The following is a 17,158-nucleotide window of genomic DNA, read 5'->3' on the forward strand; positions in this document are numbered from 1 at the left end:
TTGTTTGCCAAACCGCACGGGCGAACGAATACTCACCTCCATAATAAAAAACGGGAGGTAGCGTCATGACGAGCAGGCTTGCATTCGGTGCGACTGTGGCTGCGGCAGTGTTTCTTGCCACCGGCGCCTTGGCGCAGACATATGAAGTTACCAAACTCGTTCCAGGCTCGGCGTTTCACGGTGTCCATGGGCTCGGCATCGACAAGGCCGGGCGGCTGTTCGCCGGCAGCGTCGCGGGTGCGGCGCTCTACGAAGTCGATCGCGCGAACGGCACCGCCAAGATCGCGGTTGCCTCGCCCGAAGGCATGGCCGACGACATCGCCTTTGCTCCCGACGGCACCATGGCGTGGACCGCATTTCTGACCGGCGACCTCTATTCGCGCAAGGGCGACGGCCCGGTCAAGAAGCTGGCCTCCGGCCTGCCCGGCATCAACTCGCTCGCGTTCCGCAAGGATGGACGGCTGTACGCGACGCAGGTGTTCCTCGGCGACGCGCTCTATGAGATCGATGTCGAGGGCGCCAAGCCGCCGCGCAAGATCATGGAGAAGATGGGCGGCCTCAACGGCTTCGAGTTCGGGCCGGACGACAAGCTTTACGGCCCGCTCTGGTTCAAGGGCCAGGTCGCCAGGGTCGACGTCGACAAGGCGGAATTGACTGTGGTCGCGGACGGTTTCAAGATTCCGGCGGCGGTCAATTTCGATTCCAAGGGCAATCTCTGGGTCGTGGACACCGCGCTCGTTGGTGCGGGTCGATCCGAAGTCCGGCGCCAAGAAAATGGTGGCGCAGCTCAAGCCCTCGCTCGACAACCTCGCAATCGATGACAAGGACCGAATCTTCGTTTCCAACATGGCCGATAACGGCATCCAGGAGGTCGATCCGGAAACCGGTGCTGCCAAGCAAGTCATCATCGGCAAACTGGCGCTGCCCGGCGGCATCGGCGTCGTGTCCGACGGCGGCAAGGACACCCTCTATGTCGCCGCGTGTTCGCCTACCGCACCGTCGACGGCGCCACCGGCGAGGTCTCCGAGCCTGCGCGCATGCATGCCGACGGCGTGACGCTGGAATATCCGATGAGCGCCACCGCGAGGGGCGACGACGTGATCCTGTCGAGCTGGTTCACCGGCACCGTGCAATTGATCGACCGCAAGACCGGCAAGACCAGGGAGATGCTCCACGACTTCAAGGCACCGCACGACGCCGTCAAACTCGGTGACGGCTCCATTCTGGTCAACGAACTCGGCACTAAATCGCTGGTCCGCGCCAGCGGCGAGCACGGCAAGGACCGCACGGTTCTGATCGGCGACCTCGAGGGACCGGTCGGCATGGCCGCCACCGCATCCGGCGACGCGGTCTATGTCACGGAAGCCTTCGCCGGCCGCGTGTCGAAGATCGGTACCAATGGCGAGAAGACAATCATTGCCAAGGATCTGAAAATGCCCGAAGGCATCGCGCTCGGGCCGGACGGCATGCTGGTCGTCGCCGAAGTCGGCGCCAGGCGCATTGTCGGAATCAATCCGAAAGACGGGACCGTCACCGAGATCGCCGGCAACCTGCCGATCGGCCTCGCCCCTGCCCCCGGCGGATTGCCGTCCAACATCCCGACCGGCGTCGGCGTCGGCGCATCCGGAGTGATCTACTTCTCGTCGGACCTGGAGAATGCGATTTACAAGGTGGTGAGGAAGTAACGGCACGGCTCGCCGGCATCGACGCCGTCATGGCCGGGCTTGACCCGGCCATCCACGTCTTCTTTCATTTGCGGCCAGGACGTGGATGCCCGGGACAAGCCCGGGCATGACGACATCGTTGAGTTATCGCGGACCACTCAGTTCAGCTTACGCTTCGGGATCGGCGCCTCGAAGGTCGCGATCTCGGCGGTCTGCGGCGCCTTGCCGTTGAAGGTCAGCACGTTGCCTTCGCTGGAGATCACCACACGGTCGCCGTCGGCGACCGAGCCTTCGAGGATCATCTCGGCCAGCGGATCCTGCAAATTGCGCTGGATCACCCGCTTCAGCGGACGCGCGCCATAGGCGGGATCCCAGCCCTTGGCGGCGAGCCAGTCGCGCGCCGCGGCATCCAGCGTAAGCGTGATCTTGCGCTCTTCCAGGAGCTTCTGCAGCCGCGCGAACTGGATCTCGACGATCCGGCCCATCTCGCTCTTCTGCAAGCGGTGGAACAGGATGATCTCGTCGACCCGGTTGAGGAACTCGGGGCGGAAATGTGCCCGCACCATCCCCATCACCTGATCGCGCACTTCAGACGTGTCCTCGCCTTCCGGCTGGTTCACCAGGAACTCCGAACCAAGATTCGAGGTCATGATGATCAGCGTGTTGCGGAAGTCGACGGTGCGGCCCTGACCGTCGGTCAGCCGGCCGTCGTCGAGCACCTGCAGCAGCACGTTGAAGACGTCAGGATGCGCCTTTTCGATCTCGTCGAACAGCACCACCTGATAGGGCCGCCGCCGCACCGCCTCGGTCAGCGCGCCGCCCTCATCATAGCCGACATAGCCCGGAGGCGCGCCGATCAGCCGCGAGACCGAGTGTTTTTCCATGTACTCGGACATGTCGAGGCGGACCATCGCGGTTTCGTCGTTGAACAGATATTCCGCAAGCGCCTTGGTCAGTTCGGTCTTGCCGACGCCGGTCGGCCCTAAGAACATGAACGAGCCCATCGGGCGGTTCGGGTCCTGCAGGCCGGCGCGCGAACGGCGGACGGCGGTCGCGACCGCACGCACGGCTTCGGCTTGACCGACCACCCGCTGGCCGAGACTGCCCTCCATCTTCAGCAGCTTGTCCTTTTCGCCCTCCAGCATCTTGTCGACGGGCACACCGGTCCAGCGCGATACCACCTGCGCGATGTGGTCGGCGGTCACCGCCTCTTCCATCATCTCGCCGGGGTTCTCCTTGGCTTCGATGTCGGCAAGCTTCTTCTCCAGCTCGGGAATCCGGCCATAGGCCAGTTCGCCCGCGCGCTGGAATTCGCCGCGGCGCTGCGCGTTGGCGAGTTCGATGCGCAAGGCATCGAGTTCGCTCTTCAGCTTCTGGGCGTCGGAGAGCTTGTTCTTCTCCGCGCTCCAGCGCGCCGTCAGTGCCGCCGATTTCTCCTCGAGCTCGGCGAGTTCCTTTTCCAGCGTCTGCAGGCGGCTCTTGGAACCGGCATCGCTTTCCTTCCTCAGCGCCTCCTGCTCGATCTTCAGCCGGATGATCTCCCGATCCATCGTATCGAGTTCTTCCGGCTTGGAATCGACCTGCATCTTGAGCCGCGCCGAGGCCTCGTCCATCAGGTCGATGGCCTTGTCGGGCAGGAAACGGTCGGTGATGTAGCGGTTCGACAGCGTGGTGGCGGCCACCAGCGCGGAATCGGTGATGCGCACGCCGTGGTGCTGTTCGTATTTGTCCTTCAGGCCGCGCAGAATCGAAATCGTGTCCTCGACCGTCGGCTCAGAAACGAAGATCGGCTGGAACCGGCGCGCCAGCGCGGCATCCTTTTCGACATGCTTGCGGTATTCGTCGAGCGTGGTGGCGCCGATGCAATGCAGTTCGCCGCGCGCCAGCGCCGGCTTCAACAGGTTGGACGCGTCCATCGCGCCGTCGGCCTTGCCGGCGCCGATCAGCGTGTGCATCTCGTCGATGAACAGGATGATGCTGCCTTCGGCCGAGGTGACTTCGGCCAGCACGGCCTTCAGCCGCTCCTCGAACTCGCCGCGGTATTTGGCGCCCGCAATCAGCGAGCCGAGGTCAAGCACCAGCAGCTTCTTGTCTTTCAGGCTCTCGGGAACGTCGCCGTTCAGAATCCGCAGCGCCAGACCCTCGACGATCGCGGTCTTGCCGACGCCGGGTTCGCCGATCAGCACGGGATTGTTCTTGGTGCGGCGGGAGAGCACCTGAATGGTGCGGCGGATTTCCTCGTCGCGGCCGATCACCGGATCGAGCTTGCCGTCGCGCGCGGCCTGGGTGAGGTCGCGGGCATACTTTTTCAATGCGTCATAGGCATTTTCCGCCGTGGCGCTGTCAGCGGTACGGCCCTTGCGCAGGCTTTCGATCGCCGCGTTGAGGTTCTGCGGCGTGACGCCACCCTTGCTCAGGATGGTCGCGGCCTCGCTGCCTTTCTCGAGCGTGAGGCCCAGCAGTAACCGCTCCACGGTGACAAAGCTGTCGCCGGCCTTTTCAGCGGCCTTTTCCGACGCGTCGAAGGCGCGCGCCAGTTCGGGGGCGAGATAGACCTGCCCGGCACCGCTGCCGGATACTTTCGGGAGTTTGCCCAGCGCATCCTCGGTGGCTTTGAGGATGGCGCGGGAGTTGCCGCCGGCGCGGTCGATCAGACCGCCGGCAAGGCCCTCGCTGTCGTCCAGCAGCACCTTGAGTAGGTGCAGCGGGGAGAATTGCTGATGGCCGTCGCGCACGGCCAGCGATTGCGCAGACTGGATGAAACCGCGCGCCCGCTCGGTGTATTTCTCAATATTCATTCTTCACTTCCCTCGGCCTGCCACCCCTACCCCGAAGGCATAGACGCGGCATCTTCATTGGGTTTCCGCGCGGCCGCGTTGACATTCCTCAACCAGCCGGCGGTCGTCGCCGCTATTTCAGGCTTGACGCAAATGTGGGCATGTCAGGCCAGAAACGGAAGAGCCGATTTTGCAATTTCAGCGTAGTGGCAGGCTGCAAAAGAATCTCTTAAAAGGCCGGATGACCGCACCAAAACCCCCTGAGATCACCGGTATCTACCGCTATCCCGTCAAGGGCTTGACCCCTGAACCGCTGCCGCGTGCGGCCTTGACCGCTGGCGAGACCCTGCTGTTCGACCGCCGCTACGCCATCGAAAACGGCCCCTCCGGCTTCGATCCGGCCGAGCCGAAATGGCTGCCAAAACCGCATTTCCTGATGCTGCAGCGGGACGGCTGGCTGGCGGCGCTGCAGACCCATTTCGACGATGCCAGCCACGTGCTGACCATCCGCCACAACGGCGCCGTCGCGGCCCAGGGCAACCTCGAAACCGCCGAGGGCCGGGCCGCGATCGAGCAGTTCTTCGCCACCAGCTATGCCGGCCAGATCAAGGGGCCGCCAAAAGTCCTGACCAGCCCCGGCCACAGTTTCTCCGACGTCGCCCGCAAGGTGGTCTCGATCATCAATCTCGCCAGCGTCCGCGCCATCGAAAACATGGTCGACCACCCCGTCCATCCCCTGCGCTTCCGCGCCAACCTCTATGTCGAGGGCTGGCCGGCCTGGCACGAGTTCGACCTGCTCGACCGCACGATCGCGATCGGCGATGTCAGGCTCAAGGTGGTGAAGCGGATCGTCCGCTGCGCCGCCGTTAACGTCGACCCTGATACCGCGGAGCGCGACCTCGCCATCCCGCAGGCGCTGCAGCGCAGGCTCGGTCACGGCGATTGCGGCATCTATGCCGAAGTAACGACGGGCGGCAGCATCGCCGTCGGTGATGCCATCATGGCGGAACAGCCGGAATTGTTGTGAGTTGCTGTCGTCCCGGCGAACTCAGATGCGCAATTGCGCATCGGGGGACCCATACCGCGTGATCTGTCGATAAGGCTTAGTAAAGAGATCGTTCGCAAAACTTCTCCCTGTGGTTATGGGTCCCGGATCGCGCTTCGCTTGTCCGGGACGACGGGGATGTGTGGCCGCATTCTCGCGGCGCATCGCGCCCGAGCTTTGCTGGAAACTTCCCGCCCTCGAAAACAGAGGGCGCAGGGAAGACCGGGTGCGCGCTGCACCCGCGGTCCCGTGTGTGGTTTGCACTAAAAAGGCTGCACACGAGCATACAGGGCAGCGGAGAACACCCGGCCTTCCCTGCGCAAGGAATAGCATGGACATAAAAAGCATAGTTAAATCAATACAGTATGGCCGATGTGTCCTCGTTTGTGTCCCGATCCGCTGGAGCTGTAAATTGTTGTGAAAAATCTGCGGGATGCGCGCTGTACGGCCTTCCCGCGGGCGCCCCTGACGCCTGTCCGTCGGCACGTGCTGGTTTTTCCAGCGCCGTTTGGCGGCGCTAAGCTCCAAAACCTCGGAAGAGGGTTGGGGACTTTCCCGATGGGCAACAACGCCAGATGCAGTTGCGGTGCGGTCACGCTCTCGTTTCCAGAAGAACATCCAAGAAAATCGTTGCTTGTCACTGCATCGACTGCCCGCGCCGAACCGGCGCGCCGATGATGCCGTCGTCATTGATCGTGGTGATGAGCGCGCGGGGCTTCCGATGTTCGCATCACGCCAGAAGGACATCGGGGCTGGTTTCAAACAGCGGAAGTTTTAACTTTCATTCATTCGATTACCTGGTCCGCCCGCGCGAGGACCATCGGAGATATTTCGATACCCAAAGCTATTGCCACCCGAAGGTTGATCCTGAGATCAAATTTGGTGGGACGTTCAAAGGGTAAGTCGCTTGGCTTCTTGCCTTTCAGAACGCGATCAAGCTGTGACATCAAGTGACGCGAAGCATCTGCAAAATCGGGCCCAAAAGACATAAAGCCGCCATTGGCAACCCAGTCGGGTGAAGGAAAAATCGCAGCCTTGCCACCCAAGCTTACCAATTTGATGACTTCAGCCATGTGAGCGCTGACTATTGCATCTGGGACAAACACAAGTGCGTCAAACCCGGACAAAACTTCCGTACTTAAGTCCGTTGCAAGATTGGCGGGGTCATCAAGGTGGATTGGTTGAACCGTAAAACCGAGCTTGCGGCCGGTTTCCAGAACTGGTGCAAGGCTCTGTGGGCCATTAGTAAGCTTTGTAGTCACCGTCCCAAGACGAACCGCGCGAGGCAAAACCTCCCGCATCAGCTCGACGCGCTTGATAGTAGTTTCCTCAGAAAAAACCGCGATGCCGGTTACGTTGCGACCGGGATGAGCAAGGCTCTCCGCCAGCCCCGACCCGACCGGATCAACGGCGACGAGGGCGACAATCGGAATGGTCTCAGTTGCCCTGTAGGCGGCCAGCGCAGCTGGCGTACTAATCGCAATAATGGCGTCTACACCACCCTCACGCACCACCTCTTCCGCCATCGTCAGGAGTGCATCAGCATTTCCTCCGGCGTTTCGAAACTCAATTTGAATATTGCGCCCTTCGACATAGCCGAGTTCGCGCAACAATTTGCGGGTTCCATCAGCTTGTGACGGATTGTCAGCCGGTGAGAGTTGGACGACGCGCGGTAGCGGCACCCCGAGCTGCTGCGCTCTCGCCATGATCGGCCACGCTGCCGCGCCGCCGAGAAGAGTTACGAACTCGCGTCGCCGCATGGTCAGTCCTCACTCTAAACACCCCGATGGTAAGCAATTTTTGACGCAGGTCCAAGGCGGTCCATGTCCGTGTCGGATCAAAAGCGGCAGTCGCGTCCTTGCGGTGGATGTCTGCGTTGTCCGAGCAAGCGGACATCGTCTGCCTCTAACGTCGGATACTGGACAAGATCAATCCGTCCGGGATCAACTAATTAGTCCGGAAAGAACCCTGTCGGCGCAACGCTGGCAGATAGGCACACGGCCAAGCATGGGATGCGGGCGGGTGGTTACTGCGGGATTTTCGCACTTGGCGAACCATGCACAGACCTCTTTGGTCGCGGGGCGATCAGCAATCCGCTCGGGCACCGGCTTGCCCGACAGGTCCGACCATTCGCCAAGCCACTCCTTAACCGACAGCCGGTCGGCGCTGAAGACCGCCACGGACGATGAGAGCCAGTTCGATGCTTCGCCGTCGCGGAAGTAGTACTGGCCTTTGCCACGTGCCAGCTTCTCGGCGATGCCGCGCAACCGCAGTTCGCGGTTCACCTCTGCGACGCGATTGGCCATCGTTCAAACCCCCGCCTTGGGTGCCCGGTTTCCTGCCCGCTGGTTAGAATGCCGTGTGTTTCGATGCTTGCCAACCCATGCGTGTGCGCATGGCGGTGGCCGGCGGTCCCCCCTTCATCAGCATCCCGGGTCTTTGGGGACGTATGGAAAACGGGGGACCGCGCGACCGCACCCATCGACCATATCTGGCGCGAGAAAATCCGTGGTTGCAGCTTCAGGGAAGGCAACACGGTTCCCATAAGTGGAGATTGCGGTGCGGCCTACTCAATGTCCGCTATGCGCCGAAAGCGACCTAATTCCGCAGCGCTACGCCATGTCCTCTTTGTGCCAGTCGCGACAGTGTTAGCCGTTCAGTCGATTACCTGATTGGCGCGGGCGACTAGAGTTAGCGGAACGGTGACATCGAGTGTCTTGGCGGTCTTCTGGTTCACTATGAACTCGAATTTCACGGCCCGCTCAATGGGCAAACTTCCCGGCGGCGTGCCCTTCAAAATCTTGTCTACGAAAGCCGCCGAACGATAAAATAGGTCTCTAACATCCGGTCCATACTCCATCAGCGCGCCCGCTTCCGCAAAAGGCTTGAACCCAATCAGCGGCAATCTGTTCTTCAAAGCGAAGCCCGCGATTTGTTTGACATTGGAAATAATCAGCGGGTCATCGATAGCTACGAGCGCCGAAGCTGGCCGTGCCGCCAAGGAGGTAATCGCAGCAGCAATGTCGTCGCGCGCCTTCACTTCAATGGGGACATACTCTAGTCCCAACGCACTGGCAGCGCGCTGGGCGGCCGCTAGAGCCATCAGATGCGAGGGATTGGCAGGATTGACGAGAATGGCAGCCCGGATCAGCGTCGGAATGGCTTCCCTGATCAACTCGACCCGTTTGGTGGCGATCTCGGGAAGAAAAATGTCAAGGCCTGTCAGATTCCCACCCGGACGGGCGAGGCTGACCACGAGTCCGGTGTCCACTGGGTCGCTGACAGCAGCCATCACAATTGGAACAGTCGAGGTCGCTTGTTTGGCCGCTCGTGAGCCGGGTGTGCTATGCGTTACGATTACATCGACGTTGAGTTTCACCAGCTCGGCCGCGAGTTCGGGAAGGCGGTCGTATCTGGCCTCGGCCCACCGATACTCGATGACAATGTGCTTGCCCTCCTCGTATCCGAGTTGGCGAAGGCCCACTCGCAGTGGCTCGACGAAGCGTGCGTATTCTGCTTGCGAGGTCACGCCGAGGAAGCCGATCCGGTAAACCTTCCCGGATGGTTGCGCGCGCGCCGCAAGCGGCCATGTAACAGCCGCGCCGCCGACAATCTTGATAAACGTCCGCCGCCTCATGCTAACCACCAAGGGCTCAGGGACGAGGCATTGTAGCGGCTAAGCCAAGCATTCTGGAAGAGGCCGATGCCCGCTTCGGTCATTCTCGACCAAAGGTCGAGCCAGCAGCCAGCCCCCCCATGACCGTTATGCTGCCGAAAGCGGAAGTGAGCTATCCTGCCGCGACGCAACAGGAACGGACACGACGACTGACGCCGCCCCCATTGATCGCCCGCCGCACCCGGACCTACAATCGGCAAGCTTGAAGCTGAAGGCGTGATCAAGCGGCAAGGCGGTGGCTTCCCGCTCGACCAGAGCCGCGTTGCCTACCTGCGTTAGCGGCACCGCTAAAACTTTGATCAATCGGACGGGCCTCGGCTGGTCGGGTGATGGCGGTACGATCGCGCTTCCCGGTCGTGGACTTCGCGCTGGAAAAACGCCGAATCAAGGTCCATTATTGGAGGATGAGGAACGACGCCCGGCTGATCGTCCATTTCTCCTGTCCGCACTGCGCGACGGTCTACACGGCGAGCCAGCAAGAGCAGCCGGCGCAGTGCTCCGGTGACTTTCATTGCGGCAGGTGCGCCGCGCTGGTCCACGAATGGACCGGGCCTTATCATTTCTTAGATTGGAAACTTGTGACGACGAGACGCGAAGGGAACGGTGCCCGCCGACGACTTTAACACCTTAAGCGCTTACAACCGCAGCGTCCGATGTCCGCTTCGGTTTCAATAGCGGTCATCCGGAGCGCGGTCTCAGCGGGCCGGCGCTGACGAGCGCAACTGGGCGACTGGCGCCTCGCTACCGGATCGCTTTCCGTTGATCTGCTGTTTCAGGATCGCCGACGGTTTAAATACGATCACGCGTCGCGGCGAAATTGGCACCTCGGTGCCGGTCTTCGGGTTGCGGCCGACGCGCTGCTTCTTCTTGCGTACCAAGAACGATCCGAACGACGAGAGCTTAACGGTCTCGCCCCGCTCCAAGCTGGCGATGATCTCCTTCAAGACGAGTTCGACCATAGCCTGAGACTGTGATCGGGAAAGTCCTACCTCTCGGTAGACGGCTTCGTAGAGATCGACGCGCGAGACGCTATTACTTGTCATCTGCTGCCCCCAAGCTCGACCCAAATAATAGGCGGCCAGGTATTCCGGTCAACCGTCCAGCGCTACAGTCTGGGATCGGACGATGAGCCTGAGATCACCGTCCCCGATAAGCGGACATCCTTATTGTCGTGTTTAGCACTTAAGTGAGCACCAAAAAATGCACGTAGACTACCTTTGACATAAATCAAGATGCCGCGGCGGCCCGGGCCGATCATGGTTTCGGAGCTAGGGAGACACGATCATTGATTAGGGGCCCGGGAGACAAATGTCGGACTCCTCGATGATGCTCAAAGCGAGAGTAATACTCAAGCTGGCCGCGCTTCTAGTGCTGGTCGCGCTTGGCCATCCAGCCAGCGCTTTTCAGATAAAGAGCGTTGCGACGGACGCGGGGGTCGTCCTCAGACTGCGCGGTGACGTAAGAGTAGGAGACTACGGCCGATTGAAAGCGATCCTGCAAAACGGAGCAGTTGTGGGGTTGGAGATCAGGTCCGGAGGCGGCTCGCTCGAAGACGGCATCGACATCGCGCGGGTCGTTCGAGACAGGGGCCTCATCGTGTACGCGTCTAAGGAATGCGACTCGGTGTGTGCCTTCATCTTCTTCGCCGCGAAAGAAAGGTACATGTGCCGCGGCTGCAGGATCGGAGTACATTCTGTTTCCAACGATCGCGGGAAGGAAGACGCAGACAGCGCCCGGGCTACCGTTCAGATGTCGCGGTTTTTAGTCGGACTCGGAATACCGCATTCTATTATCGGCAAGCTAGTTGCGACGCCTCCAGCGAAGATCGCCTTTCTGACCAATCGCGATCTGGCCGCGTTGAGCGTGCACCGAACTAATCCCTTCCCGAGGAACGACGGTACCGCGAGCGCGACCCGAAGCCAGGAGGTTCCAGCTTGGAGCGACGGCCGCCCAAGCCGGACCGGGTCATCCGCCAAACGCCCAAGAATGAGACGACGGCTCCAAAAGAACAAGCAACGCTAACACTAACACCCAGTGCGTCACGGATAGCTCGCATCTGGCCTTTAGCGTTCGCTTGGGTCAAAACGTCGGCTTGACCGTGTACCACGCCTTCCGCTCTGCGCCTACTATCAGAACGCATCCTCGTTGAGCCGCACCAACCGACATGGTAACACTAAGGTCTTCCGAAATTGCATTCCTATCGAGAGCAGCGATTATGAGCCTAAGCCGATCAATAGCGGCGCTGGCCTGCTCTTTTGGTGCTGCCAGGCAAAATTAGAAGAAATTCCTCGCCGCCGTAGCACCCAAGCTTATCGATCCCTCGCAAATTTGCAGTTCGCGCTATGGCGAAGCTTCGCAGAACCTCATCACCGGCCGGGTGGCCATACGCGTCGTTAATCCGCTTGAAGTAGTCTATATCGATGCTCGTGATCGAGCACACCGTCCCCGCACGTTGTGTTCGCGCTATTTCATCATTCAGTGCCTGAATAATATAGCAGCGGTTCAACGCGCCAGTCAGTTCGTCAATTTGTGCAAGCTCTTCAATTCGTGCATAGGCAGCCTTCAATTCGTTCCCGCGCTTGTAGAGCGCTTCACGAAGCGGGCGCCGTACAGTCCGATGAACGCGCATCTACCAAGTGCAGTTACAAAGCATAGTAGCGCGAGGTATCGCTCAATCAATGTGACCATAGCCCTATGCTAGCGGCGCGCTATCATCACTTCTCAGTTTTTACGTCGTCCCTGCGGTTACTTCCGACCTTCAAAAGGATTTGTGTAGAGCCATTTAAAATAATTGGTAACAGCTGAGGCAGCGCCCTCGGGCACCAAGTGGCTACCTATTGTGGTCGAACCGGCAGCGGTTGCCACCGCTATAAGTCCTATAAGTCCGCCCGCCACTTCTTCGAGTTCTGCCGTTGAAAACTCGTCGCTCTTCAGTTCGCGAATTGCGCTATCCGTCTGCTCGTAAGTCCGTTCCATGTCACTTCTCCCGTTTCTGTCACCGATGCAATGGCGGGCAAGCCCGCCAATGGTCACCGGTTGCACGTCGTTTTCAGGTCACCGTTTCGTGCCGAGTCCGCCATCGATGCTCACGTCTCCCCTCCGAAGGTCGATGCGTACGTATAACCACCAACCGCCGCTCACCTCGTCCAAGTCCTCGACCCGCAGTTCGTCGGTCTTTTTGGTCAACTTCTCATTCGTGCGTTCCATGTTACGTCTCCCGTTGCTGTCCTGTGGGATCATCCGGCGATCAGCCAATAAAGGGCTGCGGCTTTGCTTCCTCCTTGCGCCGCGTTCAAGGCAACGCCAAGCTTGCCGAAACCGGAACCGAAGTTGATTGCTCCGCCGTTCACAGCTTCCAGTTCCTCATCCTTCAGTTCGGTTGTCTCAATCTGATATTCCCGTTCCATGTCGTTCTCCCGTTTCTCGTCCCCGATGGCACCATTGCCTCGGCTGATTGCGACGATGACCGATAAGCTCTGGCGGCGCTGTTCCCTGCGGAACAAGATAATTGTGAAAAATCCCACATGGTGACGATGCAGCCGTGATGGCATCGCGGCGGCTGCGATGAGGACTGATCTACAAGCGGGGCATTGGCTTGTTTGGTTTGCACTCCTGCGGCGACAGAAAGCTTCATCTGCGTAGCCGATCAAGCTGTCGGGTTCTCGTGGAATAGCGGTCGCTGGACGCAAACCACTTTCGATGTCAACAAAACGAAATATCTAGTCGAAGAAAGCGCCATTGCCTTTCCAAGTAACCGGACAGGTGAAGCCTTCACTTACACCGTGAAGCTAATAGGCCGTGGCGTTGTTCATCCACTATGTACACCCACGAAGCATCTTTCGCGGTCCGATAGGATAGTTTGCGGAGGCATGGGCCTTGGCTTCGCCATGGACGCAATCAATCTCCGTTATCAAATGCTCGCTGGTCAAGGAGGCTATCTAGATGGTGATGACACCACAAAAAACGCGCTGTCGCTAAGTATAGGTACATATCAACGATTGAATTAGCCTCGTCTTGAACGCAAATGTGCAACCTCTACTCCATCACCACGAACCAAGCGGCCATCGCGGCGCTGTTCCGGGTGGTCAACCGCTACGTCGGTAATCTCGCGCCGATGCCCGGCGTCTTCCCGGATTATTATCCGGGCCCGGTGATCCGCAACAGTACGTGGCTTTTACGCCGGTGGCTGCAACCCCTTAGAAGCCAGCCAGTTGTCCATTTTGGCGTAGGACCGATATTGTCGGGCTTTCTCAATCAAAACATCGAGCTCCGGGCTTGGTGGCAACGCGTCGGCTTGTCGAGAGCACTCTTCCGCCATGCGCGCATAATCAGCTGCTTTCATTTTGTCCCCCTGCTTTTGTTAGTACGAAAGTCTTGGCCAGAAATCCGGGCGGAACTTTGCCGAAAATAAAGCCACAGGTTGTGTTTTTGCCTCCACGTGCTTCGCGCCGCGTCGGGCGCCCGATGCCTTGGACCCGTCTCCTAGCGCCGACCAATGTTGTCCACCGCAACCCGTAGCGGCTAGCCGACACCACGCGACCCGGCGCATCGGCCCGATGGGTAGCAAGTCACGGCAGAGGATTTACGGATCTCGGATCGGCTCGCATGTGAAGTCTGGAACGAACGCATGCTTGGCTTTTAGGGACCGGCCAAATCCTCCCCTACCCCAGGGCGACGCTCAACGCTGGTTCCTTCTATCTTGAAGTCAAATGTCTCGCGTGCAACTTGCATCACACGGTGGGGCGAACCATCGTGCGCAGACCGCTGTCTGGCAGCGATCATAAGGCGCTCGCGGGTCTGACCAATGCTGGCTTAGCAAATCTTGTTTGCAACAAGCGACCGTCACCGCCGGGTGATGATTAAGCCGAGCAAGAATGCGATCGTCAGCGAATGAATGGGCGCCTCTCGCGTTAATGCACGCACCTGGTCGATCCAGTTTGGCCGCGGCACGACCTCGTCGGCGAGGTCCTGCGACATGCTACGGATTGCGTCCGTCGCATGCTCGATCCGGCGCTCGGCGCTTCCGATGGAGGAAGGAGGGTCTGCAGTCGTCATGGAGCTTCAACTCCTCATTGCCCACGCGGGTTCCCTTCCGACTCGCCCGATGCGCTCATGAGGGAATGTGATCATGACGAACTATCGCGAGGCCGGCATCTGCCAGCGCAGCAACGATGCACTTCGCCATGTGCTTGGCATCCTCGGGATCAATCTGATCTGGATGGTCCTTGCGACGTTCGCAGATGGCGGTGGCAATAATCGTGTTGACTTGGTGCTGATCGGCCATGAATTCCTCCGTTCTGATTGACTAACCGAATACCAGCTAAATGAAAGGTTCATCCGTCGTTCACTGTGATTGCCCTATCCCGCCGCGGGACCTAAGCGAGGTGGACATGGCACAGGGCCAAGGCGGCTTCGACGCGATCGGAATAGTCGTTGATTGGATCGACGCCTGTAAAGAGCGACGCCTTTCGGCGCTGTTCGATCTTTACGAGGCAACGGCAACCGTTGAATGCTGCGTGGGTGGAACTTTCCACGGGCGCTTCGAGGTTAAGCGGTACTGAGAATGTGTTGAAGCGATCGGTTGAACTCGCCGCCAGCACCAGACGTTCCCTCTGGGCCGTTTTTGACCCAACTCGGACATTTGTGAGTGCAGCACGTACACCTTCGAATAAGGTTGCCTTCCTCCCATTGCTGTGTAGAACGACCTTTCGGGTGTTCGCTGCTTGCAGCAGAGACAGGTCAAGCGATGGTCGGGCCGCCACGCGGAAAGCGTGCGCGCCCAATGGATCATCCTTCATCTGCAGACCTGCCGCGAGCCCAATTCCTCGCCGAACGCGCCTTCACCACCCTTCAGCGCTTCGTGCACGTCGAGGCCGTCAGCGGCGGCGTGCTCCTGATTGCCGCGGCCTCCGCACTGACCTGGGCGAATTCTCCCTTTTCCCACAGCTATCATGCCCTTTGGCACCTGCCACTTTCGATCGGGCTTGGCGAGTTCATCTTTTCCCAGTCTTTGCACTTCTGGATCAACGACGCGCTCATGACCGTTTTCTTCCTTGTCGTGGGAATGGAGATTCGGCGAGAAATTCATGAAGGCGCGCTAAGCAGGCTCGATCAGGCATCGCTCCCCATCGTCGCGGCAGCCGGGGGCGTTATCGCGCCTGCTCTTATTTACCTGAGCTTCAACATCGATCTAGTTCGAGGCCAGGGCTGGGCGATCCCAACCGCGACAGACATTGCCTTCGCCGTTGGTGTGCTTGCATTGCTGGGGCGATCCATTCCGGTCAATGTGAGAGTCTTTCTGTTGGCCTTAGCCATCATAGACGACGTCATGGCGGTGCTGATCATCGCCTTCTTTTACTCAGGCGGACTTCAATTCGGTGGTTTCGTCGTTGTGTCATTTGGCATCTTAATGGTTCTAGGATTTCAGCGGATCGGGATTGGTTTAGCGCTCGCGTATACTCTGCCCGCCGCGCTCGTATGGATCGGTTTTCTGATGACGGGTGCTCACCCAACCCTTGCCGGCGTAGTGCTCGGCTTGATGACCCCCGTGCTACCGATCCCCATGCAGGAGCATCCGTTGAAAGTGGTGTCGCGTATTGCCGACGCACTGCGAAGCAGTGATGCAGTCTCGAACAAAGATATGCATCGTCTCGAATCGCCATTGCGGCAGCTTCGCGTAGCCAATCGTGAAATGTTGCCGCCCGTGGTGCGCATACAGATAGCGCTGCATCCCTGGGTGGCCTACGGCATTATGCCTCTGTTCGCCCTAGCGAATGCTGGCGTTACCTTCACGGGCATTGATCTCTCTGCCGAGGGGCACCTCGTCATGCTGGGCGTGGGATTTGCTCTTGTTGCTGGGAAGCCTATCGGTGTAATCGGTGCGACTTGGCTTGCGGTGCGGCTGGGCTGGTGTCGGCTGGCACCGGGCGTTTCGTGGGGCGGCGTCTGCCTCGTAGGCCTGCTGGCCGGAATCGGCTTCACAATGTCCATCTTCATCGCAATGCTCGCCTTCTCCGACGAGAGGCTATTGGCTTCGGCGAAACTAGGCGTGCTTTCGGGCTCCCTCGTGGCTGCCATGCTCGGTCTGGGTTGGGGCGCGAGGTACGTACGGCGGGAGCGCCGAAAAACGGGAGCGCATCTCTCGTAGTGGTTTCCGCTTCTAGCACTTAGCCGTCGCCGCCCAAGTAGCGGACATTCGAGCTGAGTCAGCCTTTGACCCATTCCTGAAGTCGCGCCTTTTGACGAACATTCACTGTCATGTCGCGAGTATTGCACCAAACCGCTAGAAGCAGCGATGCGCTGGACAGCAAGTAACTAGCGTAGCTCAACTGACGGTCCAGCGATTAGCAAGGCCACCTAGGTCTTATGCGGCACCGTTTCGGCCTCGATAGCCGCGACAAGCTCGGGCGCAAGGTGCGCGGACAAACGTTGAATGATGTTGAGTAGCTGCAAGATTTCTTGCTCACGCAAGGCGTCAATCTTGTTGTGCAGCAATTCGATTTCGAGTTCAGCCTTCACATTTATTCGGTAGTCGTGTTCTGCGTGCCTGCGGTCAATCTCGGATTGACGGTTCTGGCTCATCATGATGATGGGCGCTGCATAAGCTGATTGGAAGGAAAGAACGAGGTTCAGCAGGATGAAGGGGTAAGGATCCCAATGGTTGATGAACGCCATCATGTTAAGAATGATCCAAATGCCAAGTAGGACGCTTTGGATGATAATGAAACGCCAAGAACCAACTGTTTCGGCAACGCTGTCGGCAAGCATCGCGCCCCGCGTCAGTGTGGGCTTGGGTGCGTTCCGGGCTGGCTTTTGCGTTCGAAGTTCCCGCAACCGCTCCTGGTCTTCGGGACTTAGATGCACTTTGTGACTTTGGTCGTTGGTCATTCGTCGCATCCACCGTTAAGGGAGGTCTCGGCCCACTCCGAAGCTCAGTATAAGCACTCCGCTCAGTGTCCCTACGGGGGTTACTTTTGTTGACCGTTTCAGTTGGGTT

The 17,158-nt window shown here is 59.4% G+C and carries 17 protein-coding genes and 2 pseudogenes; 7 read left to right on the forward strand and 12 right to left on the reverse strand.

Annotated features, from left to right (window positions below; translation table 11 throughout):
- The first annotated feature begins 65 nt into the window (after positions 1-65).
- A pseudogene (locus JQ575_RS13500) lies at positions 66-1,685 on the forward strand (hypothetical protein).
- A gap of 137 nt (positions 1,686-1,822) precedes the next feature.
- Here the strand turns inward: JQ575_RS13500 and clpB are convergent.
- Positions 1,823-4,462, reverse strand: coding sequence for an ATP-dependent chaperone ClpB (clpB, locus tag JQ575_RS13505; protein WP_212033677.1), 2,640 nt, complete (start codon positions 4,460-4,462; stop codon positions 1,823-1,825).
- 220 nt (positions 4,463-4,682) lie between these two features.
- Here clpB and JQ575_RS13510 point away from each other — a divergent pair, with 220 nt between their 5' ends.
- Entirely contained in the window at positions 4,683-5,468 is a 786-nt protein-coding gene (locus JQ575_RS13510) for an MOSC domain-containing protein (protein ID WP_212033678.1), read from the forward strand.
- Between the two features lie 803 nt (positions 5,469-6,271).
- Here the strand turns inward: JQ575_RS13510 and JQ575_RS13515 are convergent.
- From JQ575_RS13515 to JQ575_RS13530, 4 genes are all read right to left on the reverse strand, one after another.
- The gene (locus JQ575_RS13515) at positions 6,272-7,246 is read right to left on the reverse strand and encodes an ABC transporter substrate-binding protein (RefSeq protein WP_212033679.1); all 975 of its coding nucleotides are present in this window, start codon (positions 7,244-7,246) and stop codon (positions 6,272-6,274) included.
- A 183-nt stretch (positions 7,247-7,429) separates the two neighbouring features.
- On the reverse strand, positions 7,430-7,792 hold the full coding sequence (locus JQ575_RS13520; protein WP_212033680.1) for a hypothetical protein: 363 nt from the start codon (positions 7,790-7,792) through the stop codon (positions 7,430-7,432).
- Positions 7,793-8,142: 350 nt separating this feature from the next.
- Positions 8,143-9,123 carry an ABC transporter substrate-binding protein gene (locus tag JQ575_RS13525; RefSeq protein WP_212033681.1) on the reverse strand — a complete coding sequence of 327 codons (981 nt, stop codon included), beginning with the start codon at positions 9,121-9,123 and terminating at the stop codon, positions 8,143-8,145.
- A 734-nt stretch (positions 9,124-9,857) separates the two neighbouring features.
- Positions 9,858-10,205: an integration host factor subunit alpha gene (locus JQ575_RS13530; RefSeq protein ID WP_212033682.1), complete on the reverse strand. Its 348-nt coding sequence runs from the start codon at positions 10,203-10,205 to the stop codon at positions 9,858-9,860.
- Positions 10,206-10,485: 280 nt separating this feature from the next.
- On the opposite strand from JQ575_RS13530, the gene JQ575_RS13535 reads away from it, so the two are divergent.
- Positions 10,486-11,184 (forward strand): hypothetical protein, encoded by a 699-nt coding sequence (locus JQ575_RS13535; RefSeq protein WP_212033683.1) that lies wholly within the window; start codon positions 10,486-10,488, stop codon positions 11,182-11,184.
- A 208-nt stretch (positions 11,185-11,392) separates the two neighbouring features.
- On the opposite strand, the gene JQ575_RS44585 is transcribed toward JQ575_RS13535, so the two are convergent.
- From JQ575_RS44585 to JQ575_RS13555, 4 genes are all read right to left on the reverse strand, one after another.
- Positions 11,393-11,728, reverse strand: a complete 336-nt coding sequence (locus JQ575_RS44585; protein ID WP_249166638.1) for a GGDEF domain-containing protein — start codon at positions 11,726-11,728, stop codon at positions 11,393-11,395.
- Positions 11,729-11,907: 179 nt separating this feature from the next.
- Positions 11,908-12,138, reverse strand: a complete 231-nt coding sequence (locus JQ575_RS13545) for a hypothetical protein (protein WP_212033684.1) — start codon at positions 12,136-12,138, stop codon at positions 11,908-11,910.
- Between the two features lie 78 nt (positions 12,139-12,216).
- Positions 12,217-12,369: a hypothetical protein gene (locus tag JQ575_RS13550; RefSeq protein WP_212033685.1), complete on the reverse strand. Its 153-nt coding sequence runs from the start codon at positions 12,367-12,369 to the stop codon at positions 12,217-12,219.
- 29 nt (positions 12,370-12,398) lie between these two features.
- Positions 12,399-12,713 (reverse strand): bacteriocin class II family protein, encoded by a 315-nt coding sequence (locus tag JQ575_RS13555; protein WP_212033686.1) that lies wholly within the window; start codon positions 12,711-12,713, stop codon positions 12,399-12,401.
- Positions 12,714-13,186: 473 nt separating this feature from the next.
- Here JQ575_RS13555 and JQ575_RS44590 point away from each other — a divergent pair.
- A pseudogene (locus JQ575_RS44590) lies at positions 13,187-13,322 on the forward strand (SOS response-associated peptidase); the annotation flags it as partial.
- Positions 13,323-13,336: 14 nt separating this feature from the next.
- On the opposite strand, the gene JQ575_RS13560 reads toward JQ575_RS44590, so the two are convergent.
- Both JQ575_RS13560 and JQ575_RS13565 read right to left on the reverse strand, forming a co-directional pair.
- Positions 13,337-13,504, reverse strand: coding sequence for a hypothetical protein (locus tag JQ575_RS13560; RefSeq protein ID WP_212033687.1), 168 nt, complete (start codon positions 13,502-13,504; stop codon positions 13,337-13,339).
- 500 nt (positions 13,505-14,004) lie between these two features.
- Positions 14,005-14,217 carry a hypothetical protein gene (locus JQ575_RS13565; RefSeq protein ID WP_212033688.1) on the reverse strand — a complete coding sequence of 71 codons (213 nt, stop codon included), beginning with the start codon at positions 14,215-14,217 and terminating at the stop codon, positions 14,005-14,007.
- A 73-nt stretch (positions 14,218-14,290) separates the two neighbouring features.
- Between JQ575_RS13565 and JQ575_RS13570 the strand changes: the two genes are divergently transcribed.
- From JQ575_RS13570 to nhaA, 3 genes are all read left to right on the forward strand, one after another.
- Entirely contained in the window at positions 14,291-14,467 is a 177-nt protein-coding gene (locus JQ575_RS13570) for a hypothetical protein (protein ID WP_212033689.1), read from the forward strand.
- An 85-nt stretch (positions 14,468-14,552) separates the two neighbouring features.
- Positions 14,553-14,723, forward strand: coding sequence for a hypothetical protein (locus JQ575_RS13575; protein WP_212033690.1), 171 nt, complete (start codon positions 14,553-14,555; stop codon positions 14,721-14,723).
- Positions 14,724-14,944: 221 nt separating this feature from the next.
- Positions 14,945-16,309 carry a Na+/H+ antiporter NhaA gene (nhaA, locus tag JQ575_RS13580; RefSeq protein WP_212033691.1) on the forward strand — a complete coding sequence of 455 codons (1,365 nt, stop codon included), beginning with the start codon at positions 14,945-14,947 and terminating at the stop codon, positions 16,307-16,309.
- 209 nt (positions 16,310-16,518) lie between these two features.
- Here nhaA and JQ575_RS13585 read toward each other — a convergent pair whose 3' ends face one another.
- Complete coding sequence (locus JQ575_RS13585; protein ID WP_212033692.1) at positions 16,519-17,049, reverse strand: DUF1003 domain-containing protein; 531 nt, start codon at positions 17,047-17,049, stop codon at positions 16,519-16,521.
- Positions 17,050-17,158 lie beyond the last annotated feature (109 nt).

The sequence above is a fragment of the Bradyrhizobium sp. JYMT SZCCT0428 genome, assembly GCF_018131075.1.
Classification (GTDB): domain Bacteria; phylum Pseudomonadota; class Alphaproteobacteria; order Rhizobiales; family Xanthobacteraceae; genus Bradyrhizobium.